Origin of the sequence: Bifidobacterium sp. M0399, assembly GCF_016100595.1 — a bacterium.
GTDB lineage: Bacteria > Actinomycetota > Actinomycetes > Actinomycetales > Bifidobacteriaceae > Bombiscardovia > Bombiscardovia polysaccharolytica.
On sequence record NZ_JACFSD010000003.1, the window covers coordinates 1 to 24,207 of the forward strand.

Annotated in this window: 18 protein-coding genes; 15 read left to right on the plus strand and 3 right to left on the minus strand. The window is 60.4% G+C overall.

All coding sequences use genetic code 11. From position 1 onward, the window contains the following. Nucleotides 1-271 precede the first annotated feature (271 nt). Nucleotides 272-1,210, plus strand: a complete 939-nt coding sequence (locus H3V09_RS06985; RefSeq protein ID WP_198191616.1) for an aldo/keto reductase — start codon at nt 272-274, stop codon at nt 1,208-1,210. A gap of 1,138 nt (nt 1,211-2,348) precedes the next feature. Here H3V09_RS06985 and H3V09_RS06990 read toward each other — a convergent pair. Beyond that, complete coding sequence (locus tag H3V09_RS06990) at nt 2,349-2,717, minus strand: DUF4235 domain-containing protein (RefSeq protein WP_121913075.1); 369 nt, start codon at nt 2,715-2,717, stop codon at nt 2,349-2,351. A 110-nt stretch (nt 2,718-2,827) separates the two neighbouring features. Here H3V09_RS06990 and H3V09_RS06995 point away from each other — a divergent pair, with 110 nt between their 5' ends. Next, complete coding sequence (locus H3V09_RS06995) at nt 2,828-3,529, plus strand: histidine phosphatase family protein (protein ID WP_121913005.1); 702 nt, start codon at nt 2,828-2,830, stop codon at nt 3,527-3,529. A 693-nt stretch (nt 3,530-4,222) separates the two neighbouring features. After that, on the plus strand, nt 4,223-5,011 hold the full coding sequence (locus H3V09_RS07000; protein ID WP_198191615.1) for an HAD family hydrolase: 789 nt from the start codon (nt 4,223-4,225) through the stop codon (nt 5,009-5,011). A 140-nt stretch (nt 5,012-5,151) separates the two neighbouring features. On the opposite strand, the gene H3V09_RS07005 is transcribed toward H3V09_RS07000, so the two are convergent. Continuing rightward, the gene (locus H3V09_RS07005) at nt 5,152-6,753 is read right to left on the minus strand and encodes an alpha-amylase family glycosyl hydrolase (RefSeq protein WP_198191614.1); all 1,602 of its coding nucleotides are present in this window, start codon (nt 6,751-6,753) and stop codon (nt 5,152-5,154) included. A 379-nt stretch (nt 6,754-7,132) separates the two neighbouring features. On the opposite strand from H3V09_RS07005, the gene H3V09_RS07010 reads away from it, so the two are divergent. The 7 genes from H3V09_RS07010 to H3V09_RS07040 all read left to right on the plus strand — a co-directional run bounded on the left by H3V09_RS07010 (nt 7,133) and on the right by H3V09_RS07040 (nt 16,301). Next, nucleotides 7,133-8,158, plus strand: a complete 1,026-nt coding sequence (locus H3V09_RS07010) for a LacI family DNA-binding transcriptional regulator (protein ID WP_232339523.1) — start codon at nt 7,133-7,135, stop codon at nt 8,156-8,158. A 250-nt stretch (nt 8,159-8,408) separates the two neighbouring features. Then, the gene (locus H3V09_RS07015) at nt 8,409-9,797 is read left to right on the plus strand and encodes a glycosyl hydrolase family 32 (RefSeq protein WP_198191612.1); all 1,389 of its coding nucleotides are present in this window, start codon (nt 8,409-8,411) and stop codon (nt 9,795-9,797) included. 254 nt (nt 9,798-10,051) lie between these two features. Further along, on the plus strand, nt 10,052-11,941 hold the full coding sequence (gene dnaK / locus H3V09_RS07020) for a molecular chaperone DnaK (RefSeq protein WP_198191611.1): 1,890 nt from the start codon (nt 10,052-10,054) through the stop codon (nt 11,939-11,941). Nucleotide 11,942: 1 nt separating this feature from the next. After that, nucleotides 11,943-12,668 carry a nucleotide exchange factor GrpE gene (grpE, locus tag H3V09_RS07025; protein ID WP_232339522.1) on the plus strand — a complete coding sequence of 242 codons (726 nt, stop codon included), beginning with the start codon at nt 11,943-11,945 and terminating at the stop codon, nt 12,666-12,668. Nucleotides 12,669-12,816: 148 nt separating this feature from the next. After that, nucleotides 12,817-13,821: a DnaJ C-terminal domain-containing protein gene (locus tag H3V09_RS07030; RefSeq protein ID WP_198191610.1), complete on the plus strand. Its 1,005-nt coding sequence runs from the start codon at nt 12,817-12,819 to the stop codon at nt 13,819-13,821. Nucleotides 13,822-13,873: 52 nt separating this feature from the next. Next, nucleotides 13,874-14,404, plus strand: coding sequence for a heat shock protein transcriptional repressor HspR (locus H3V09_RS07035; RefSeq protein WP_110424916.1), 531 nt, complete (start codon nt 13,874-13,876; stop codon nt 14,402-14,404). A gap of 202 nt (nt 14,405-14,606) precedes the next feature. Beyond that, nucleotides 14,607-16,301: a DEAD/DEAH box helicase gene (locus H3V09_RS07040; protein WP_198191629.1), complete on the plus strand. Its 1,695-nt coding sequence runs from the start codon at nt 14,607-14,609 to the stop codon at nt 16,299-16,301. A gap of 57 nt (nt 16,302-16,358) precedes the next feature. Here the strand turns inward: H3V09_RS07040 and H3V09_RS07045 are convergent, their stop codons facing one another. After that, entirely contained in the window at nt 16,359-17,471 is a 1,113-nt protein-coding gene (locus H3V09_RS07045; protein WP_046322252.1) for a LacI family DNA-binding transcriptional regulator, read from the minus strand. Between the two features lie 333 nt (nt 17,472-17,804). On the opposite strand from H3V09_RS07045, the gene H3V09_RS07050 reads away from it, so the two are divergent. From H3V09_RS07050 to H3V09_RS07070, 5 genes are all read left to right on the plus strand, one after another. Next, nucleotides 17,805-19,451, plus strand: coding sequence for an ABC transporter substrate-binding protein (locus tag H3V09_RS07050; protein ID WP_198191609.1), 1,647 nt, complete (start codon nt 17,805-17,807; stop codon nt 19,449-19,451). 132 nt (nt 19,452-19,583) lie between these two features. Then, the gene (locus tag H3V09_RS09015) at nt 19,584-20,564 is read left to right on the plus strand and encodes an ABC transporter permease (protein ID WP_029677546.1); all 981 of its coding nucleotides are present in this window, start codon (nt 19,584-19,586) and stop codon (nt 20,562-20,564) included. Nucleotides 20,565-20,569: 5 nt separating this feature from the next. After that, nucleotides 20,570-21,538 carry an ABC transporter permease gene (locus H3V09_RS07060; protein WP_198191608.1) on the plus strand — a complete coding sequence of 323 codons (969 nt, stop codon included), beginning with the start codon at nt 20,570-20,572 and terminating at the stop codon, nt 21,536-21,538. After that, nucleotides 21,535-23,205, plus strand: coding sequence for an ABC transporter ATP-binding protein (locus H3V09_RS07065; RefSeq protein WP_198191607.1), 1,671 nt, complete (start codon nt 21,535-21,537; stop codon nt 23,203-23,205). Before H3V09_RS07060 ends, H3V09_RS07065 begins: the two co-directional genes overlap by 4 nt. A gap of 24 nt (nt 23,206-23,229) precedes the next feature. Then, nucleotides 23,230-24,123: an alpha/beta fold hydrolase gene (locus H3V09_RS07070; RefSeq protein WP_198191606.1), complete on the plus strand. Its 894-nt coding sequence runs from the start codon at nt 23,230-23,232 to the stop codon at nt 24,121-24,123. The last annotated feature ends 84 nt before the right edge of the window (nt 24,124-24,207 follow it).

Here is a 24,207-nt window from a genome sequence, read left to right on the forward strand (position 1 = left end):
ACCCGGAAGCTAAGACCCAGCACGGCAATGGTACTGCACCCGGAAGAGTGTGGGAGAGTAGCACACCGCCGCCACAACACGAAAAAGTAAAGGCCTCTGATGACAGGAATCATCAGAGGCCTTTACTGTATGCACGGACATACACTCAATGCCGCTTCTTCAGACATTGCGCCAGTTTTGAGCCTTCATCGCCTCGGTTCTTCCTTTGTCCTACAAACATGACACCGGCCCTTGTTAGAGTGAGAAGAACCTGACAACAAAGGAGATGACAGTGAAGACGATCAAATTGGGTACCTCTGGTGTCGAATTCTCTAGCGTAGCCCTTGGGGCCATGAGGATTGACAACAAGACCAGGCAGGAGGCATCAGAGATTGTAAAGGCGGCACTGGATGCCGGCATAGATTACTTTGACACCGCAGACTGCTATCACGATGGTCTGTGCAGCACCATGCTGGGCCAGGCCTTGAAGGACTGCGGTGTGAAAAGGGAGGATGTTGGTATACAGACTAAATTCGGCATCTTCCGAGATAAGGAGAGCGGCAGGGTCACCCGTTATGACTTTTCCAGGAAGCACCTGTTGGAGGCCATGGAGCAGGAGCTCGAGAACCTGCAGACTGACTACGTGGACTTCGTCCTTCTGCACCGGCCCGACACCCTGGTCGAGCTGGATCAGCTGGCCGAGGCCTTCAATGAGCTTCAATCTTCAGGCCGCGTTCGCCACTTCGGGGTCAGCAACGTCAATCCCATGCAGGTAGAGCTGCTCCAGAGTGCTCTGGATCAGAAACTTCAGGTGAACCAGTTGCAGTTCGGCCTTGGACATACCGGTATGATTCGCCAGGAGATTCATGTGAATATGGCCGACGAGGCCAGTCTAGACCACGACGGTGGGATTTTGGCTTACTCCCGCCTCAAGCGTATGACTATTCAAGCATGGAGTCCTTTCCAGAGTGGGACCGGCGAAGGGGTCATCATCGACAACCCGAAGTTCCCTGAGCTCAACGACTGCCTTGCCAAGATCGCAGATGAACATGGCGTCAGTAAGAACGCCATTGCAGTCGCATGGATACTCCGTCATCCGGCCGGGATGCAGGTCATCATCGGATCCATGAACCCCTCCAGGATTGCTGAAATGGCCTCCGGGGCGGATGTAGAACTGTCTGCTGAGGAGTGGTATCAGCTCTATGTGAGCGCGGGCAACGATATCTTCTAAATCCTGTGGTCTTCCGCGCTGTACTGTCACAGTGCCTGCCGGATCTTTGGAACAGACAATAGGGAATCGGTGGGGAAGACCGATATAACTGCTGGAAAGCAGTTATTCCCATAGTTGCAGGGTCAGTTGCTATGCGTTATTTTGTTCCCCACCGGTGCCCCCGGTAGCGCCAAAATCACGTACCACGACCAGGCAAAGGTTGCTAGGGCCGCGGAGCTATATCGAACGAGGGACGAAGCGCTGGGTCTCTCGCTGTGGCTTCTGCGGAATCTGGCATCTGGCCAGTCATGACCCAACCCTTTATGATCGCCTGCATGGGCATGATCACCGTGCTAAGCCGCGATCGGGGAAGAGGAGCTATAGCCACGCCATTGAAGAAGGGGAAGTCCAGTGCATCGGGTCGGTTGTGCTGGGCTTCCCCTTTATAATTCCTATTTTCATATTCTTCTTACTATTCCCGTAGTGGCCTGTCTGTCAGCTTGGATCATCAATACCATTTCAAATTTCCCCTGCACCCGGCCTGTAACTTGTCAGGAAAGCCCGCTTCTATCTGTTGCCAATCCGCCTCTGGCACCCGACTTTGCAGGCCGACGGTCGACGGTCCAGGTGGAAGCCTTGCCTTCGATGGATAGGAGCATGGACTCATGGGCCGACTCGGAATCCACAGCATGATCTGCGATGATGGCGCTATAGGTTCTGTGCGGGGTGTCCGTCTTCCTAATGTCTCTGTAGTAACGCCGGACTACCTCATCAAAATCGGTCAGGGTTCGCTCGGTTCGTTCGTCCTAGGGTCTGCCTTCAGCGCCCAACTCAGGGTAGCGGGTCTCGAATATCCGGGGCCGCATGCTGTGCCGTCTCTTCCAGCGCTTGGACATCATTGTCGCTAACTGGACGGCTCGGTGAAACGCCTGATGGACCGTCTCCCGTGAGCACTCGGATAATCTCGTTGGTCATCGGGTTTGAACCGGTATTGTCAGAAGGTTCCCTCGTGTGAGAGTTGCACCTGTCATAGGCTTACTCTGCTGTCAGAGGGTGCGACACACAAAAGAGCCAGCTCACATTATCGCTGACACGGCTTCGGCACCGATTCCGTTCTGCCCGATGGGCCGCTCTGCAACAGTCCCTGACTGATTCAACCCTAACGGCGTTGATGACGGCGGTCCACGAATGCCTGGGACCCCCGGTCGATCACTCCCGAGACCAGGGTGGTGAGGGCGGCTGAAAGGACAGCGAAGGCCAGGCTGGCTATAGCCCCCTGCTGCTGCCCCTCTTCGGACTCGAGCCCCCCATTACGTCGGGTCTGTGCATTGTCCCAGACTGATTGGAATATCTTGCCGGCTAGGTAGCCGGCAAGGGATGGCAAGACCCACTTGATGACCTTGTCGGTGAGGGAGTCTGGGTCAGATTTAACTGAAGAAGTCATATCGCGTACCTTGTCGTCTATTGCGTGGAAACGTTCGACGATGGCATCAGCACCGTCCTTGGAAGGCCCAATCGCACTAGTCATGATGCCATTATCCCACACTGCACCGCTTGTGCCTGATACTGAGGGCCGTCGTGGTCCATACGGATGGTGTTGCTTTCCGGTACCGCAGGGGGCGAAGGTAGAATAGGTACATGACAGTTTCACAGCCAATCGCGAGTGAAGGAGCTCGCAGCAAAGGACGCGTCGTCTTGCTGCGCCATGGTCAGACTGCATGGAGCCTGTCGGGACAGCACACCGGGAAAACGGACATACCCCTCACGGGGGAGGGGCGGGATCAAGCCAGGAAGGCGGGGGAAAGACTCAGACGGGCTTTCCCGGACGGGTTTGAACCGGAATACGTGTATGCATCACCGCTGAAGAGAGCCCAGGACACGGCCCGCTTGGCAGGTTTTGACAGAATGACCATATGTAATGACCTGGCTGAATGGGACTACGGACGGGCAGAAGGGCGGACCAGACAGGAGGTGTCGCATCTGGCCGGTCGTGAGTGGAACCTGTGGCGCGACGGCACTCAGGCTCTGGGATCGGACATGGATGGGACATGGCAGGACACCCTTCCGTCCGGAGAACATGTGACGGTCAGAAACGGACCGGGGGAGACTCTGAACCAGGTGGCCCTTCGGGCTGGGCGGCTGGTGGCCAGGCTGGAGCCTTTGGTCAATCAGGGGCGGCAAGTCCTTCTGGTGGCCCACGCCCATATTCTGCGGATTCTGACGACCCAGTGGTTGAGCCTGCAGGCAGATGATGCCTGCAAGTTCCGCCTGGACACGGCCCACTACAGTGTCCTTTCCCAGTACAAGGGCAACAATGTGATAGAGACTTGGAACTGCTGAAGATTCGGAGGGCCTTCCATCCTGGACCATACCGTCATCTTCTGTCCCAGGCACTTGTGCCTTCGGATTTGCCACTGGTAGATCCAGATGAGGGTCTTGACAGGTTTCCGCGCCATAGGTTACAGCTCCAAGGCAAAAACATCAGGGCCGCCTCGGAGTTTGCCGCCTGCGGGGGTACCAGTGCCCAGAGCCCGTTACGAGGTGGGTGGCATCGTCCTCGCCGACCAGAATCTAATGAAGGACTGCGGAGTCGGCACAGATATGGTGGCGGTAGCTCAAAACGATGCGCTGGATGAACGCATCTGTCGACTGGATCAATTAGACAGGCATGGCTGGTTTTCATGGCTGGTTTTTGAGACTCTGTGGGGGCTTGGGCGAGGCTATCATGAGAGTCAAAGTCAATGCTGACAACGTTGCTGCAAGGACCGGGTACTGGAATGACACTTATTAAAACTAAAACCGACTGGCCCATGCCGTACAATCCGAACGTGGACACAATCAGAGTTCACAGTGTTTTCGGCCCCATTCATGCGGGCGTATGGGGGTGCTGTGATGGCGGCGGAGCCTGACTGCTTCTTGGCCGTTGCATCTCTGGCGTGCGGCAATGACGAGCCGGAGTATCGCAGTGGCGGGGATCTTGCATCGGCGGGTGGCCGATGCCGACTATATTGAGGACGCGAAAGGGCGGACATTATGCCACAGCGATTCACCACGGTCTTCTTCGACCTCTATGGGACCCTTCTGGACATTAGGACCGACGAGGATGGACCTGAAGGATGGCAGTACCTCTGGGAGTATTTCCACTCCCACTGTGACATCTGGCCTGATGCCACAGCTGTCAGGAGGGATTTCAAGCGGATTCAGGCCCCATTACAAGCCGAGGCGGATCGCCGTTACGAGGTCGGTGAGGTGGAGGTCCGTAAGGTCTTCGCCGCCCTCTTTGATCAGGCTGGTCTACCCCACGATTGGCGTGATGTAGACGACCTGGCCTGGTCCTTCAGAAAGGCCACCACTACCCTTCTCAGGCCATACCCGGGTGCTTTTGACCTCTTGGAGGCTCTGAAATCGGCGGGGCTGCGGGTCGTTCTAGTCAGCAATGCGCAGGCCTCCTACACGGATCCCGAGTTGGATTTGACCGGCCTGCGTCCGCACCTGGACCGGATTTTTATATCCAGCGACTGTGGGGTGAAGAAACCCGATCCCGCCTTCTTCCGGATGGCTCTGGACGCAGAAGGGGCCGATCCGGACAGGACAGTCATGGTGGGCAACGACCGCGGTGCGGACATCATCGGAGGCAACCGCAGCGGTCTGACCACGGTCTATTTGGCCACTGGTATATCGCCGGGTAGTGACGGCGGTTTCTCGCCCGAAGCGGACCTCTCCCTTGCTGGTGCGGACTATGACCAAGTCTTCGACTTGGCCACAGGGGGGTCTCAATATCGGAGGGGACCGCAACCAGTCATAAGGAGGGGGCGATTGTAGGTTGTTCCTGGACTGCACGGATTCCGCGGATACGGGAGCATCCGACCCGCTGCCCGATCCCGAAGTGGGGAGGAGATGCAGCGGGCCGGGTTTGACCATTACCTCCAGGAATGAGCAACCGGTTTGTGAGGGGTTTTGATTTAAAGTGCCAGAACTGCGAAACTCTGTCCCCTCAGGGCCAGGGTGCCTTGGGAAAGATCGCTATTTACCATGACCAAGGGGCGGGGAATATGGTCGGTGGCACCGGCGCTGGCCAGACTCAGTGGGAGGTCCTCCTCCTTTCGGCTGGGATTGAGAGCCACCAGGAGGCGATCGTCGCCCTGGGTGCGGGTGTAAGCGAAGGAACGGCCATGCCTGGGGGCGTGGACCACAGCGAAGTCGGCGCCCGGTCTCAGGGACTGGTGCCCACTCCTCAAGGTGGTCATCTGCCTGATGAAGGTCAGGAGTGATTCCGGGTCTCCATCCTGGTCGGCCACGTTCGGGGCGTCGGGACTCCCGTCCACGGGCAGATAGAGTTCGGTCGGGTCGGCCTTGGAGAACCCTCTGTTAGCCGAGCTGTCCCACTGCATGGGGGTGCGGGAACCTGTCCGGTGATAGCCGCCCTCCTTGGTGGGCAGGGTTTGGTAGCGCATTCCGATTTCGTCACCGTAGTAGATGAAAGGAACCCCTGGCATGGTCAGGAACATTCCATAAGCCACCTTGATTTCTTCGGGGGTCAGACGGGGCGCTAGGCGGGTGGTGTCGTGGTTGCAGGTAATGAAGCAGAAGCTTCCCAGATTTCGGCTACGCAGGTATTGGGGAAGGTAATCAGCCAGGAAGTCTGATATGCCGGTCTTGCTGTCTGCCTTGAAGTAGCTGGCATCGTCAGGCCCTTCCAGCTCGTCTTCAGTGTTGCGTGTCAGGAAGTTGTAACCGTTTGGTACGCCTGCCCACCGCCAATTCAGGTAGAAGTCCATGTCGAAGCCAGCCTCCAGGGACTGCCAGGGCTTGCCCCATTCAGAGACGAATGCTGCCTGGGGGAATTCCTTCCTGATCGGCTCGAAAAGGCGATGCCAGGTGTCGATGGTGGCCGTCTTTTCCTTGTCGTCGTTCTTGACGAGAGAGTCGGCCATGTCCACTCTGAAGCCATCGCAACCCTGACTCAGCCAGAAGCGCATGACGTCGATCATGGCCTGGCGGGTGGCTGTTGGGCCTGGGTCGTCGGGTGACTGCTGCCAGGAGCGGTCCCTTGAAGCGAATCCATAGTTGAGGGCTGGTTGGCACTTGAAGAAGTTGAGGATGTAGGCGGCATCCCTGGGAGCCTCACCGCCTATGAAGGGCATGCCGGGGTAGCCCTCGAAGCTGCTGTCCGTCCAGATGTAGCGGTCGGAGTACTCGTTGCGGGAGGCCCGCCCGCTGCTGGCGAACCAAGCGTGTTCTTCGCTGGTGTGCCCGGGAACCAGATCCAACAGGACATGGATTCCCCTTCGATGGGCCTGTCCGAAGAGGTCGACCAGGTCCTGGTTGGTTCCGTAGCGGGGCGCCACCTTGGTATAGTCCCTGACGTCGTAACCTGCGTCCTTGAACGGGGAGTCAAAGCAGGGGTTGATCCACAGGGCGTTGCAACCCAAGGATGAAATGTAGTCCAACTTGGCTGTGATGCCCGGTATGTCACCGATGCCGTCATCGTTGCTGTCGTAGAAGCTTTGAGGATAGATTTCGTAGAAGACTGCTTCGTCCAGCCATGATGGTGTCTGGTGCATATATACTCGCTTTTTTCGTCTGACCTTCGTCGGTCTATCTGTATGGACGCTGACCATGGTAGAGATTGATGATGACAATGTATGCATCATAAAACGCTGGGACGGTCGATGACCGAGGCTGGCGGAACAGCGCGCCGTTGGTAGTGGGGTTCGGGCTGATTATCTGGGACAGGGCCGCATCGAGCACCCACGGCGGGTCCCAGCCAAGACCGGCTTGGGCGAATGAAGGACCAAAACACGGTAGAGACCGATACCCCGGCTCTGCGTGTTATGTCATATATCGTGGACCTCACCGCATACTTCTCGCTCACGCCTATCGGTTCGTTGCCGTCGCTCGCAATCAGTGGTAGGCAATGGTGCCCGTCTAGAATGAATGAACATGGTCACTCTTCAGGATATTGCCCGAGCCGCCGGGGTCTCGGTCGCCACTGCCTCGTGGGCTATCAATGATGACCCCAAGGCCCGTATTCCCCAAGCCACCCGCGACAGGGTACGCAGGGTGGCCTCCGAACTGGGTTACCGCCGCAACGCCCTGGCGCGTGGGCTTGCCAGGGGGCATTCCGATCTGATCGGCTTTATCAGCGACGGGGTCGCCACCTCACCATTCGCCGGTCAGGTGATTCGCGGTGCCCAGGATGAGGCATGGAGGCAGGGGAAGATTCTACTCGTCGTGGACACGGGCGGGGACAGGAAAATAGAGGAGAGGGCCTTCGAGTTTATGTTGGAACGCCGGGTGGAGGGGCTGGTCTATTCCAGCTGGGTCCACCGACGGGTCGACGCTCCTGCGGGGCTGGCCGGTGTAAACGCAGTGCTAGTCAACTGTTACGACCGGCTGGGCCGTCTGCCAGCCGTGGTCCCGGATGAGGTCGGTGGAGGGCTCAGCGCCACCCGCCTACTGCTCCAGGCCGGCCACCGGCGGATCGCCTTCATCAACGCCAGCGCCCGGACCCCGGCCTCCGTGGGTCGGCTCAAGGGCTACCGGCAGGCGCTGTCCGAGGCTGGTGTGGCCTACGACCCCTCCTTGGTGATCCGCGAGAAGGAGGCAGACCAGGAGTCGGGCTACCGGGCCATGCGCGAGGTGATGGCTACCGGTGCCACGGCCGTCTTCTGCCACAACGACCGCACGGCCATGGGCTTCTATGATGCCCTACGTGAATGTGGGCAGCGGGTTCCCGATGATATATCCGTGGTCGGCTTCGACAATCAGGAGGTGATATCCGCCCACCTCCACCCGGCTCTGACTACCGTTGGCCTGCCCCAGTATGACCTGGGGAGGTTGGGAATACGTACGCTCATGGCAAGGGGGGACGATTCGACCAACAATCCGGCTGCTGGCTCTGGCGGCCTCGAGCCGCAACTGGTTCCTTGCCCTCTGGTCGTCAGGGATTCCATAGCCCGGATCTGATCCTCTGTTGCCTCCGCCCCGGGGGCAGAAATTACCCGGTCTTCTCTGTGGCTATCTCATGCCATTCGTTCCGCTTCTTGTGGAAACTCCTGTCCGACTACTTGCCGGGTCGCCATCCCGTTTGACAGCGGCGTAGGCACTTTTATAATGGTTGCTTAACCGCTTAAACAACAGGCGGGATCCTGTCGAGGTCGTCGAGGAAGATGCGCGGCCCGGACGTATGGATCATCGGCGATATGAAAGGGTCAACATGAATAAGCTCTACTATCAATTCCCAGGCACCTGGTTTGGGGACTGCATGCCCTATGGGAAAGGCGATGAGTTCTTCCTCTTCCATCAGCGCGACACCCGCGATCCGGCCCCATTCGGGCAACCCTTCGGATGGGACCTGGCCACCACCAGGGACTTCGTCCATTACCAGGACTGTGGCACCGCCATACCCAGGGGCGGTGACGGAGACCAGGACCAGTTCATTTTCGCAGGCAGCGTCTTCGAGGGGCCGGACGGCTACCACGCTTTCTACACGGGTTTCAACCGTGATTATCCGGCCGAGGGCAAAGCCTCTCAGGTCCTCATGCAGGCCGTCAGCCAGGATCTCCGCCATTGGAGGAAGTTGGACCAGGCCCCCTCCATCGCTCCCCAGCCAGGGTACGACCCCGACGACTGGCGAGACCCAATGGTGGTCAGGGACGAGCAGGCCGGTAACTACCTGCTCATCCTGGGAGCGCGGAAGAAAGGGCCCAAGACCATGCAGACAGGCCGGACGGTCAAATTCACTTCCGATGACCTGGTTCACTGGGAGTTCGGCGGGGATTTCTGGGCCCCCGGTCTTTACACCATGCATGAGATGCCTGACCTATTCAGAATCGGGGACTGGTGGTACCACATCGTCACCGAATACAGCGACCGACATGGGATGACCTACCGGATGTCGCACAGCCTGGAAGGCCCGTGGACAGCCCCTGTGGATGACGCCTTCGACGGGAGCGGATACTATGCAGGTCGTACCTTCGAGCTGGGCGGTAGACGGGTCCTCTTCGGCTGGGTGGGGACCAAGACGGGCGACGACGACAGGAACAACTATGAGTGGGGCGGGACCTTCGTTCCCCACGAGGTCTATCAGAGGGAGGATGGGTCCCTGGGTGTGAGGCCGGTGGATACCCTCTGGGCCGCCTTCAACCCCCGCACCCCCATGGACGATGTGGACATCCAGGCACCTCATGAGAGGAAGGAGGTGGTCATTGACCTCGACTGCCCCGACCTCTTCTCATTCGAAGCTGATGTCAGATTCACCCCGGGCACCCGGTCCTTCGGTCTGCGCCTGCGGGAGGAGGCCGGGACCGGGCGGTCTTACCAGTATGACTTCCAAGTGGGGCAGGGACGTTACCTGTTCGAGGGGTCGCCCAATGACCCCTGGTTCACGGTCATGAACATAGGCCTTGAAAGGCCGATCCGTCTGGAGGCCGGACGCATCTACCACCTCCAGCTGGTGGTCGACGATACCATAGCCACCCTCTATGTGGATGGAGTGGCCCTGAATGCCCGGATTTACCGGCCGGGGCAGGCCTTGGGCATCTATGTGACCGAGGGCGGTCTTCAAGTCACCGGGATGAGCCTGGCCAAGGGCCTGCAGAAGTAGATGTCTTCCTGTCGGCCTCTGGTCGTACAGATCCGGTTCGGGCATCCTCCTGATGAATTTGTGCCATGACGGGAATAATATTTGCCTCGGGAAGTTGAGTGATGTAGGCTCAAGTTTCGGAGTGGTCATGATGGCTGCTTGCCCGGGCCGACGGGAGCCGGCCATCGGGACCACGAACGAAGCGCGAGCGGAGAACGTGAACGACGAGGTGCGGGGTCAGGCCCTACGCCCAATTTCATCAGGAGGTAACGAGTATGGCACGTGCAGTTGGCATCGATCTGGGAACCACCAATTCCTGCATTGCAACCCTAGAGGGCGGCGAGCCCACCGTAATCGTCAATGCTGAGGGCGCGCGGACCACGCCGTCGGTGGTGGCATTCAGCAAGTCCGGCGAGATTCTGGTCGGCGAGGTGGCCAAGCGTCAGGCCGTCACCAATGTGGATCGGACCATCAGCTCGGTCAAGCGCCACATGGGCACCGACTGGTCCGTCGAGATCGACGGCAAGAAGTGGACCCCTCAGGAGATTTCGGCCCAGATCCTTATGAAGCTCAAGAGGGACGCCGAGTCCTACCTGGGCGAACCCGTCACTGACGCGGTCATCACCTGCCCTGCATACTTCAACGATGCCCAGCGCCAGGCCACCAAGGATGCCGGCAAGATCGCCGGTCTGAACGTCCTGCGCATCATCAACGAGCCCACGGCTGCGGCTCTGGCCTACGGCCTGGAGAAGGGCAAGGAGGATGAGCGCATCCTGGTCTTCGATCTGGGCGGCGGCACCTTCGATGTCTCCCTGCTGGAGATCGGCAAGGATGACGACGGCTTCTCCACCATCCAGGTTCAGGCCACCAACGGCGACAACAAGCTGGGCGGCGACGACTGGGATCAGAAGATCATCGACTGGCTGGTCACTGAGGTCAAGAACAAGTACAACGTGGATCTGTCCAAGGACAAGATCGCCTTGCAGCGGCTCAAGGAGGCCGCCGAGCAGGCCAAGAAGGAGCTGAGCTCCTCCTCGTCCACCAGCATCTCCATGCAGTACCTGGCCATGACTCCCGACGGGACCCCAGTCCACCTGGACGAGACCCTGACCCGCGCGCACTTCGAAGAGATGACCTCCGACCTGCTGGGCCGCTGCCGCACGCCGTTCAACAACGTGCTGCACGATGCCGGCATTTCGGTTCAGGACATCGACCATGTGGTGCTGGTCGGCGGCTCCACACGTATGCCCGCTGTCAAGGACCTGGTCAAGGAACTGACCGGCGGCAAGGAAGCCAACCAGACCGTCAACCCTGATGAGGTTGTGGCTGTCGGTGCTGCTGTGCAGTCCGGTGTCATCAAGGGCGACCGCAAGGACGTGCTGCTGATCGACGTGACCCCGCTCTCCCTGGGCATCGAGACCAAGGGTGGCATCATGACCAAGCTGATCGACCGCAACACCGCCATCCCCACCAAGAGGTCCGAGGTCTTCTCGACCGCCGAGGACAACCAGCCCTCCGTGCTGATCCAGGTCTATCAGGGTGAGCGCGAGTTCGCCCGTGACAACAAGCCTCTGGGGACCTTCGAGCTGACCGGCATTGCCCCGGCTCCGCGTGGCGTTCCTCAGATCGAGGTCACCTTCGACATTGACGCCAACGGCATTGTGCACGTCTCCGCCAAGGACAAGGGCACCGGCAAGGAGCAGTCCATGACCATCACCGGTGGCTCCGCCCTGCCCAAGGACGAGATCGATCGCATGGTCAAGGAGGCCGAGGCCCATGAGGCCGAGGACAAGCAGCGCCGTGAGGACGCCGACACCCGCAATGCCGCCGAGTCCGCCGCCTACCAGACCGAGAAGCTGGTCAACGACAACAAGGACAAGATCTCCGACGAGGTGGCCAAGGAGGTCACCGACAAGGTCAACGCTCTGAAAGAGGCTCTGAAGGGCGAGGACATGGACAAGATCAAGAATGCTCAGAGCGAGCTGATGACCTCCGCCCAGAAGATCGGCCAGGCCCTCTACGCCCAGCAGGGCTCCGGGGATGCTGCAGGCGCCCAGAGCGCTGCGGGTGCTGCCTCGGGTGCGGGTTCCTCCTCGTCCGCCGATGACGACGTGGTGGATGCCGAGGTCGTGGACGACGACGACAAGAAGAAGGACGGCGAGTGACATGTCGGCCTTCGACAAGGATGATGCCGGGCCGCTGAAGGGCGACCCGGCCGCCGCCGGCGAACCGGACGGAAACGAGGCCAAGGCCTCTGACGCCGCCTCGACGGCCGGTCAGGAAGCGGCTCGTGGACGTCACGCCGACAAGACCGCTGCGGACGAGGGCCAGGCGGCCAGCCAGTCCTCGTCGGATTTCTCCGCCAAGGACGCGTCGTCAGCAGATGCTCAGGCTGATGACAAGACGGATGCTGACTCGGCTAAGGAAGACGGTGCCGACAAGGGATCAGAGGGGCTGACCCCTCTGGGTCAGGCCAAGAAGGAGGCCGCCGATTATCTGGAGGCCCTCCAGCGCGAGCGGGCCGAGTTCGTCAACTTCCGCAACCGTGCCAAGAAGGAGCAGGACATCTTCCGCCAGCACGGCATCGTGGATGTGCTGACCGCCCTTCTTCCAGCCCTTGATGACATTGACCGGATCAAGGAGCACGGGCAGATGGACGACTCCTTCCAGGCTGTGGCCAAGAAGATCGACAAGACCTTCGAGAAGTTCGGTGTCGAGAAGTTCGGTGAAAAAGGCGAGGACTTCGACCCCACCAAGCATGAGGCCATCCTGCACAAGCCGGACCCTGAGGCCAAGAAAGAGACCGTTGACACGGTGGTCGAGGCAGGTTATCGGATCGGCGACCGGGTGATCCGGGCCGCAAGGGTAGTGGTGACATCGCCCGGGCAGTAGCAGGGACAGTGATTGCGGACCTTCCGCAGGCTGAATCGACGCCTTCGCATGCGGCGGCTGGGTGGGGTTATGATCCCGCCCGCCGCCGCACGCGAAAGGGCGGATTCCAATTCGATATATTCGTAGCTTATGAGGAAAGGAGACATGGATGGCTGAGAATGAATGGCTGAGCAAGGACTATTACAAGGTCCTTGGTGTCTCCAAGGACGCCAGCGAAGCGGAGATTACCAAGGCCTACCGCAAGCTTGCCCGCAAATACCATCCCGATCTCAATAAGACCAAGGAGGCCGAGGAGAAGTTCAAGGACATCTCCGAGGCCTACGACGTGCTCAGCAACAAGGAACAGCGTCAGAAGTACGATGCCATCCGCCAGTTCGGCATGGGGGGAGCCCGGTTCGCCGGAGGCTCCGGCCAGGGCGGCTTCAGCACCGATGCATTCTCGGACATCTTCGGCTCCATGTTCGGCGGGGCCGGGGCGCCGGGAGGAACCCGCATCCGTTTCGGCGATGGTTCCGGACAGCCCGACTTTGCTGACATCTTCTCCTCCTTCGGCGGGGGTGCCGGCGGTGGCGGTCGGTCCGCTTACCAGGAGAGCAGGCCCAGGCCTGTCAAGGGCGAGGATCGCAACTCGAAAATTGGGCTGTCCTTCCGTCAGGCAGTCAAAGGGGCCACGGTCTCCCTGAGCGTGGGAGGCAAGCGCTTCAAGACGCATATCCCTGCCGGGGTGCGCAACGGCCAGCGGATCAGGCTGGCTGGCAAGGGTCGGCCTGGCAGGGACGGGGGCGCCAATGGCGACCTCTACCTGCAGATCAGCGTCCAGCCCAGCCAACGGTTCACCATGAAGGACAGGGATTTGGTCATGACCCTGCCGGTGACGGTAGCCGAAGCGGCTCTGGGGGCCAAGGTCCAGGCCCGGGATATCGATGACCAGATCGTCACCTTCAAGATTCCGGCTGGCTCCTCCAGCGGCGACGAGATTCGCATCGCCGGCAAGGGGGTTCAGGACCGGCGCGGCAAGGGCGACCTGGTGGGGCGCCTTGAGATCCGCATGCCCGGTCGGCTCGGCATGGCCCAGAAAAAGGCCATGCGCGACTTTGCCAAGGCAAGCGGTGACTTCGACGAGCAGATCGCCGGGGAGCGCATGAAGATATGACGATCCGGATGCCGGATCAAGTCGGAACGAGCAGCGGAAAGGAGTGATGATCATGGTCAGGGTGGATCCCGAGACCAGGCGGATTTATCTGGCCTGCGCTCGCGGTCTGGTGGCCGGGCACATCAGCCTGGATGCTGCTGACGATGCCGGTTTGGACATCGAGCTGCCGGTCTTCAGCGTTGGTCAGGTTGGGCAGTTGGCCAACATCCATCCGCAGACCCTGCGCCAATATGACAGGCTGGGTCTGATTGTGCCGGAACGGACCGAGGGGGGCGCGCGCCGATACTCCCTGCGTGATCTGGATCGGCTTGGTCAGGCTCAGCATCTGAGCCAGGACGAGTCCATCAACCTGGCCGGGGTGACCAGGATTCTGGCCCTGGCTGAGGAGAATCGTCAGCTGAGACGCCAGCTGCGTCGCTCCCACCAGTCACAGGGATCCAGCATGTTCGCAGCCGCTGCCGACGGCCGGGTCGTCGAAGTCAGGCGTTCCAGCAGGGCCCGGCTCTGGCGTCAGGACACAACGCATGACGAGGCCGACCCCACGGAGTCCAAATCGCTGATCGTCTGGAGCGTACGCTCCTGATATGGGTGAGGGGCCTGTGCTATGGTGTACAGGTTGGCCGCTTGCCCATGAGCGGCGGCTGATCGTCGCCTGAATGCTTTGAGTACGGGGAAACCGCTTGCGCGAAATTCGTCATTCTCTGCTTTGCACGCGGCCTGCGAACTGTCGACCGACAGTACCGTTTTATTCCCTGTTGTGAAAGGTCATTGTGACTGCTTCATCCATGCCCGATTCCAATTCGTCCAATTCCGGCCAATCTGCCGTAGAACATATGACTTTCGACCAGCTGGGGGTGCCTGAGCCCTTGGTCCGTGTTCTGCGCAAGGACGGCAAGACCAGCGCCTTCCCCATCCAACGGGATACCCTGCCTGATGCCCTGGCTGGCCGTGACATCCTGGGACGGGGGCGGACCGGTTCCGGCAAGACCCTGGCCTTCAGCATTCCTCTGGTGGCTCGACTGGCTGCTGGCGAGGGAGGACAGGCCCGCCATGGTCGCGGGGGCGCCGCCGGATCCGGCAGTCTGCCCCGCCCGCGTGGTCTTGTCTTGGCTCCCACCCGCGAGCTGGCCAATCAGATCGACGAGGTTCTCAACCCCCTGGCCCAGGCCTACGGCATGCGGACCTGCACAGTCTACGGCGGTGTTGGCCAGGGTCGTCAGGTCGATGCCCTTCGGCGCGGGGCCAAGATTGTGGTGGCCTGCCCGGGTCGCTTGGAGGATCTGCTCCGCCAGCGCAAGCTCAGTCTGGAGGACGTGGAGATCGCCGTGCTGGACGAGGCTGATGAGATGGCCGACATGGGCTTCTTGCCCGCTGTGGAGCGGATTCTGGCCCAGGTTCGTCCGGGCGGTCAGCGCATGCTCTTCTCGGCCACCCTGGATCACGGTGTGGATGCCGTGGTCAAGCGTTTCCTCAAGGATCCCAAGATTCACGAGGTGGATTCGGCCACCCAGCATGTGGATCTGATGACCCACCACATCTTCGAGACGACGCAGGCCGCCAAGCACGACCTGGTCCGCACGCTTGCCGCAGGGCAGGGCAAGAGGATCCTATTCACCAGGACCAAGTTCCAAGCCAAGAAGCTGGCCAAGAATCTGATTGACAACGGCATCCCTGCCGTCCAGTTGCACGGCAACCTCTCCCAGGGGCAGAGGGATCGGAGCCTCAAGGCCTTCTCGGAAGGTCTGGTCCGGGTCATGGTGGCCACCGATGTGGCGGCCAGGGGTATGGATGTCAGTGGGGTGGATTTGGTGGTTCAGGTGGACCCCCCGGCCGACTACAAGTCTTTCCTCCACCGTTCCGGGCGCACGGCAAGGGCTGGCCACTCCGGCGACGTGGTGACGGTCGTCCTACCTGATCAGCGGCGAGACACACGACGGATGCTGCGTATGGCCCATATAGATGCCAAGCCGGTCGGGGTCACGGCCAACTCCCAGGAGGTGGGTGATCTTGTGGGACCTCACGCCCCCCTGGTTGAGGGCTGGTCCTTGGATGCCGCCATGGCTGGAAGCCGAGGATCACAGGACGGCAAGCAGACCAGTTCTCGTGGCCGTCGATCCGGTGGGCCCGCCCGCGGGAGACGGGGATACAAGCGGTTCGACAGGCGGCCGATGGGTTCTGGCCGGGGATCTGATGGTGATGGGAGGAATCCCCACCGCAAGTGGGCCGATGGGCTAGATGAGGATCGACCCTTCGACGGGCGTAGGCGGCACAGCTATGCCGACTCCAATCATGCCGCCCAAGCCGGTGGTCACCGAGGCAGAGGCAATCGTGGCCGTGCAGGCGGAGCTCGTGGGCGGGGTCGCCACGATGGCGGTCGTTTCGACGACGGGGGTCGCACTTACCGCAGCGGTGATCACAGGCACGGCGGAGGCAGGCGGAGGCGGGATAATAATCCCTTCCGCCAGGTTAAGTCACGCTGATTGCTCCCGCTGAGAGGATATACCAGTCGAATTCACTGACCGGTCAGACCGCATGGGTCAAATCATGGTCCCCTCGCAGCTCTCCCGGAGTTGGACCTTCACGGGGAGCTCAGTGGAAATAGGCGGATCCTCCGGTGAGCCCAGGCGCCTGACCAGGGTGGAGACGGCGGCCCGGCCCAGATCGACCATGGGCTGGCGGACCGTGGTCAGGCGAGGCTGGGAGACGGCGGCCTCCTTGATTCCGTCGAATCCGGTGACGATGACCTGGTCGGGTACGCTTATACCCGCATCTGACAGGGCTCTCAGGACCCCAAGCGCCATCTGGTCGTTGGCGCACACCAAAGCTTGGGGGAGCGTACCCTGCCTGGCCAGGCTGGTGGCAATCTGGTAGGCGACAGATTGGGAGAATTGTCCCCTGTAGATTGGTGAGGCCGAGGGTTCCAGCCCCTCTGACCTCAGACCCTCACAGAACCCTTCGTATCGTTTTCCATTGTCTGGAGAATCATCCGTCCCCGCTATGTAAGCCATTCGTCGTACCTGGTGTTTCTCGAAAAGGTGCCTGACCAGGGTGTACATGCCTTTGCGGTTGCTCACGCGGACCAGGTCGAATTCGCTTTCCTGGCTGATCGTGGCATTGGCGATTATGACCACGGGCAGGCGTTTGCGCAGGAAGGCCAGGACGTTGTCAGGTACGGACCTTGCCAGGACAATCAGGCCGTCCACCTTTTCTGACATGCTGTTGATCAGCTGGGGGATGTCGCCATCTTTCCCCTTCAAGCCGATGCTGACCATGAGGCTGAGGCCCTGCCGCCAGGATTCCAGTTCGCACCCCCTCAAGACCTCGTCGAAGTAGAGGGAATCCGAATTGTTCTCCTGGGCGTGGGGTGGGTCGACGACTATGTCGGCGGCATCCTCAGTGACCAGTTCGAAGTCGCTGATCTGGTCCAGTTGGTCGATGTTGGGCAGGAAGAGGCCTATGGTATTGGTCCGCCGGGCGGCTAGGCTCCGTGCGCTACCGCTTGGGAGGTAGCCCAGGAGGTTTATGGCCTTGAGTACGGTCTGTCTGGTCTCGGGCCTTACCTTCTCCGGAGTGCGTAGGACCCTGGAGACGGTGGCTATGGATACGTCGGCCTCGCGGGCGACATCGTAGACGGTCGGTTTCCTTGCCATCCGCTTTCCCTCTTTCATACATCGCATACAGCATATCATTGAAACGTGTAATTGACCGTGGAATTTGATAGCGCTAACATTTTCTTTTTATCTGGCAATATGGATGACTTTATTAAGTAATCTAAGGAAAGCATACGCTAAAAATCCCATGACAAAAGCAGATTTGCGCATTCAAATGTAAGCGCATACACTAGAAAGTGCGATGGTCGATCCGGTCCGGTCACAGGAAGCCGTGCAGATCCGGGAGCCCACTTGTGCATATACGCGCCGACTGGACTCCGATAGTAGAGGACGGATTTGGCCCGTGAATGTCAATGCGGACAAAGGAGACATATGAGACGGAAAACAGTGGCGGTGAGGATCCTCGCAACACTGGTTGCGGGGGCCACCCTCTTGGGACTGGGGGCGTGCGGGAGTAAGTCCGGAGAAACGCAGCAGGCTGCCGCAGGCAATCAGATCCTCTTCGGCGGTGACAGTGGCAGTCCAACTTTCACCCGTAATTTCAACCCATTTTCAACCAGCAAGAGGATAGGCATCAACTTCATCTACGAACCCCTCGAGGTGGTTAACAGCCTCGATGGGACCTCAACCCCCTTCCTGGCCAGCGGGCACAAGATCGTGGACCCCAAGACGGTCGAGTTCCAGATTCGTGACGGGGTCAAGTGGAGCGACGGTAAGCCCTTCTCGGCGCAGGACGTGGTCTTCACCTTCAACCTGGTCAAGAAGGATGCGGCCATGGACTCCCTGGGGGTCTGGCAGCACATCTCCTCCCTTGAGGCCTCAGGCTCCAAGGTGACCTTCCACTTCAAGGACAACGACGTGCCTGCGGTGTCGATCGTCAGCCAGCAGAACATCGTCCCGGAGCACATCTGGAAGGATGTGAAGGACCCCCTCAAGTGGACCAATGAGAACCCCGTCGGGACTGGCCCGTATAAGTTGGGCACCTTCAAGCCCAACCAATACACCCTGGCGAAGAACAAGGACTACTGGCAGGCCGAGAAGGTTGCGGCCGACACTATCGTCCTGCCCGCCTCCAACAAGCAGTTGGACCTGGTCAACAAGAAGTATGACTGGGCCTACTCCTTCATCAACAACGTGGACAAGACCTGGGTGGGCGCTGACAAGCAGCACAACCACTACTGGTTCCCCCCGGGTGGCACAGTCTCCCTTTACCCGAACCTGACCAAGGCCCCCTTCAGCGACGTGAACTTCCGCAAGGGCCTCAGCTATGCCCTTGACCGCGACAAGATCGCCAAGGATGCCGAGGAGGGCTATGTGGACGGTGCCACCCAGACCGGCCTCATCCTGCCCAACCATGACAAGTGGGTCAACGATTCCATTCCCAACAAGGGAAAGGTCTCTCAGGACGAGGCCCAGTCCCTGGAGTACTTCGCCAAGGCTGGCTACAAGAAGCAGGGTGACCAGTTGGTGGACTCCAACGGCAAGCAACTCGAGGTCAACATCACCGTGCCCAGCGGCTACACCGACTGGCTGCGCGGCGTGCAGACCATGCAGGGCCAGCTGACCAGGCTGGGTATAGCCGTCAAGCTCACCCAGCCCCAGCCCGCCGCATACACACAGGCGCAGAATAATGGCGACTATGACCTCCTGATCTCCTCCTTCGGAGGTACCGGCAGCGTCTTCCAGGACTACAACGGCCTGCTCAACAGTGAGTTCGCGGTTCCTGTGGGTCAGTCGGCCAACGCCAACTTCGAGCGCTACAAGAACCCCAAGGCTGATGAACTCCTAGCCCAGCTTAAGCAGGCGGCCGATGAGAAGTCCCAGAAGGCCATAGTCGACCAGCTCCAGCAGATCGTCTACGACGATGTGCCCGTGATTGGGCTCTTCTACGGCGGTCTCTGGGGCCTGTTCAGCACACGGAACTATACGGGCTGGCCCAGTGAGGACGACCCCTATACCTCACCCAGCACCTGGACCCAGTCGGTCCTCATGGTGGTAACCCATATCAAGAAAGCCTGAGAGGTCGGGCCCATCAGGGCGCGGCCAGGAGTGGCTGGTCGGCGGTGGTCCTTCCGGGCCGTCGGGACGGCCAGCCCCTCCCGGTCTCCCTACCGGGCCGCCCCCCGCCCCTGACGGATGAAAGGTCGTCACGTGCGATATTTTTTCGGGAAAATTGGTCTATTCTTTGTTACCCTCTGGGCGGCCATAACCGTCAACTTCATACTGCCCAGGATGATGCCTGGATCACCTGCCGACGCGGCCATAGCCAAATTGTCCCAGAACGGGCCGGTCACTCCTGAGGTCAGGGCTTCCATAGAAGCCCAACTGGGCATGCCCAAGGGCAACCTGCTCAGCCAGTACTGGCAGTATCTGGGGGATGTGGTCCACCTGAACTTTGGCGTCTCGTACAGCAACTTCCCGCAGAACGTATCGGATCTGGTGGGGGCGGCCCTTCCTTGGACCCTGACACTGGTAGGGCTGGTCACGATTATCTCCTTCATCATCGGGACTGCACTCGGGGCTCTCATGGCCTGGAAGCGGGGGACCGCCGTAGACGTGACTGGTACGATCTCCAGCTCCTTCCTCTCGGCCTTCCCATCCTTCTGGCTGGCCCTCATGCTCCTCTTCTTCCTCGGTTACAAGGCCGGCATCTTCCCGACCTCCGGCGCCTACTCGTCCACCGCGATACCCAACTTCTCGATGGACTTCATATCTGACGCCGTGGAGCACTCCATACTGCCGGCACTGACCATCCTGTTGACCTCCCTGGGCAGCTATGTGATGGGCATGCGCAACACCATGATCAACACATTGGGTGATGACTATGTCACCTTCGCCGAAGCCAACGGCCTGCGCCAGCGGACGGTCATGCTCAAGTACGCGGCCAGGAACGCCCTCCTCCCCAACCTGACCTCCTTCGGCCTGGTCCTGGGCGGCGTGGTCGGTGGTTCCCTCCTGGTCGAGCAGGTCTTCAACTACCCGGGGGTCGGTCTGCTCCTCTATCAGGCCGTGACCAATCAGGACTACCCCCTGATGCAGGCCATCTTCCTGATGATCACCATCAGCGTGCTTGTGGCCAACTTCATCGTGGACATTCTTTACGGGGTCCTTGACCCGAGGACGAGGAGGTGAGGGCGATGACGAACAGCATCGTCAGCACAGGGATGCAGACTTCCGCACAGGGGGACGGGAATGACCCTCAAGGGCCGCAGGCCCGTACTGCCAGGGGCCAGAATCCTGTCCTTCGGGCCCTGGAGGTGATAGGTAAGGGGCTCAAGACGGTCTGGGAGGTGCCCAAGGCCAGGTTCGGTCTGGTCCTGTTGGCCCTGATTGTCCTTTCGGCCCTGTTTGCCCCTTGGCTCAGCCCCTATGATCCAAAGGCGGGCGATTTCGAGGCCAGCATCGGACCCAGCGCCCAGCACTGGCTGGGTACCACCAGTAACGGGCAGGACGTCCTCTCCCAGCTCCTGTGGGGCGGAAGGGTCTCCGTCATGGTGGCCATGGTCTCCGGCCTCCTATCCACCTGCATAGCCGTGTTGGTGGGCCTGAGCTGGGGCTACATCCGCTCCTTCGCCGGGGAGTTCGTCGGTTTCATCGTCAACCTCTTCCTGGTCATTCCCTCCCTCCCCCTGATGATCATCATTGCCGCCTACCTCCAGAACGGAGGTATGAGCGTGATCATATTGGTTATCGTCCTTACCGGGTGGGCCTGGGGGTCCCGGGTCCTGCGCTCGCAGACCCAGTCCCTGCGTTCCAGGGACTTCGTCACTGCAGCAGCCTTCAGCGGGGACAGTTCTTGGCGGATTATCTTCCATGAGATCTTTCCCAATATGCTCTCCCTGATCATCAACAACTTCTTCGGTGCGGCCACCTCCGGCGCCCTGTCGGAAGCAGGCCTGGAATTCCTGGGCCTGGGCGACTCAACCACGGTCAGCTGGGGCACCATGCTCTACTGGGCCCAGAACAACAATGTGATTCTGACCGGCCAGTGGGCACTCCTGCTGGCGCCCGGTCTCATGGTCGCCCTCCTGGCGGTCTCCATGACCTTCATCAACTTCGGTGTGGACCGCCTGAGCAACCCCCGTCTGCGTGAAGGGAAGGCATGATGGAACTGCTACGTGTCGAGAACCTGTCCGTCGAATATGACAGCCCCGACCAGGAACCGGTCAAGGCGGTCGAGGACGTGAGTTTTTCGCTGGATCAGGGTGAATTCGTGGGCTTGGTCGGGGAGTCGGGGTCGGGCAAGTCCACCCTGGGCTTCGCCGTCACACGACTCTCCAAGCCGCCGGCCCGGATCAGCAAGGGGCGTGTGCTTTTTGGTGGCAAGGACATTACCACCCTCAGCCAGGAGGAGCTTCGCAGGCAGCGGTGCGGCGGATTCGCCATGGTCCTTCAGTCGGGCATGAACGCCTTGAACCCAGTGCGGACCGTCCGCAAGCACTTCGTGGACATCTACAAGGCCCACGGGAACGTGGAGAAGAAGGATTACGAGGCCCATTCCAGGCAGCTGGTAGAGAAGGTAGGTCTGCAGGACTCCGTTCTCAACGCCTACCCGGGCGAACTGTCGGGCGGTATGAGGCAAAGGGTCTCCATATCCCTGGCCCTGGCCTTGGAGCCCAAGCTCATGGTCTTTGACGAGCCGACCACCGCTCTAGACGTCCTGGTCCAACACGAGGTGATGGGAACCATCCGAGAGCTGCAGAAGCAGGAGGGCTTCACCGCCATCCTGATCAGCCACGACCTCGGTGTGGTCCTCGAGTCCACCCAGAGGGTCCTGGTCATGCACAACGGGCGGATCGTAGAGGATGCACCCAGCGAGCGGATCCTGACCGATCCCCAGGACGACTACACCAAGATGCTCCTCAGCCATTATGGTGACCCCAGAGCCGAACACGTTTCAGTGCCCGGTTTGAAGCCGCGCGATGAGGCCGCCGCCTCCGGCTCGGTTGGCGGAACCCCTCCACAGGCCGACGATGAGGAAGACATGACGGTCACGGTGACCGGCGTCTCCAAAATCTATCCCGCCCGCAAGCGGGGTGAGGATTCAGTGACCGCCGTCAACAATGTCTCCTTCACTCTCTCCCCGGGCCAGTCCTTGGCGCTGGTTGGGGCATCCGGATCCGGCAAGTCCACGATAGCCAAAATGCTCACCGGTGTGGAAAGGCCCACCTCAGGCAACATCACCCTGGGCGGCAGGCGTGTGGATCAGATGAAGCGGCGCAAGGATCTTAGGTCTCTGCGTTCCGACATCCAGATGATCTTCCAGGACCCCTATTCGGCCCTCAACCCCCTCCACACGGTGGAGTACACGCTGACCAGGCCCATCCTCAATTACACGAACCTGAGGGGTGACGATGCCCGCAGGCGGATGTTGGAACTCCTGGACACGGTGGGCTTGACCCCTGTGGAACAGTATGCCGCCAAACTTCCCCACCAGTTATCGGGAGGGCAGCGTCAGAGGGTGGTCATAGCCCGGGCGCTGGCCAGCAACCCACACGTCCTGGTGGCCGATGAACCGGTCTCCATGCTGGACATGACCCTGAGAGCTGGAATTCTGGCCCTCCTTGACGACCTTAGGGTCCGGTTGAACGTGAGCATGCTCTACATTACCCACGACCTCCTGTCGGCCCGACTGATCACCGATTCAATCATGGTCCTCAACAAGGGCACGGTGGTGGAGCGGGGGCAGACGGCTCAGGTCCTTCAGCATCCTGAGAACGATTACACGATTAAGCTGCTCGACTCCATCCCCAGCCTGCGCACGCAGGCCTGAAGGTGGAAAACTACAGGAGAGACAATGATATCCCACCATGCTGTGGACAGGGGTGTGCCCTTTGGGGAACTCCCCTTGCCGGAGAACATTGAGGCCATGGCCATACATGCCCCCGTGGGCGATCTGACCGCCCTCCATGCCCCCAAGGGGGTAAGAGGAGCGCGTGGAGTGGCCATGATGATTCCCGGCTTCACCGGTTCCAAGGAAGACTTCTACCAGATCAGCTCCATCTTGGGAGAGGACGGTTGGGATGTCTGGTCCTACTCGCAGAGGGGGCAGGCAGACTCGGTAGCTCCTCGTGGTAAGACTGCCTACGACAGGCGGGCCACGGCCGGTGACGCCGTGGATGTTGCCCGTATTCTGATCAAGCACACCGGGGCTAAACGGATCCACCTCCTGGGGCACAGCTTCGGTGGGGTGGTTGCCCAGGCGGCCCTTCTGGCCGAACCTGACCTCTTTGCCAGCCTCACCCTCATGTCGTCCGGCCCCCACGGTTGGCCGGGCCGGAAGGCGGACCTGCGTCAGCGGCTCCTGGATCACCCTGGCGGGGACCTGTGGAGGCTGGACAATCCGGACAGGGCCAGCCTGCCGGACGAGGAGCTGAATCCGCAAGACAGATTCCAGCGCCTTCGGGCAGAGCGGACCAGCCGGGACCAGCTCATCGGAGCCATAGACCAGCTGGCCGACCTGCATGACAGGACCGAGCAGCTGGCTGCCACCGGCCTGCCCATGATGGTTTTTCATGGCGAGCACGACGACTTCGCCTGGCCCCAGGACTGGCAGGCAAGGATGGCCCGCCTGCTGGGCGCCCGCTATGAGGTGGTTGCGGATGCGGGTCACTGTCCCAACATCGATAGGCCTGAGGAGACGGCGGCCCTCCTGGACGACTTCTGGGCTTCTGCGCAGGATAAACGGTGAATTTCAGCAGGAACAAGCCTATTAGCAACGAAAGCGGAGAAGATGAACACAGGCACTCCACGCAGCAAGTCTCCCGATCAAGGC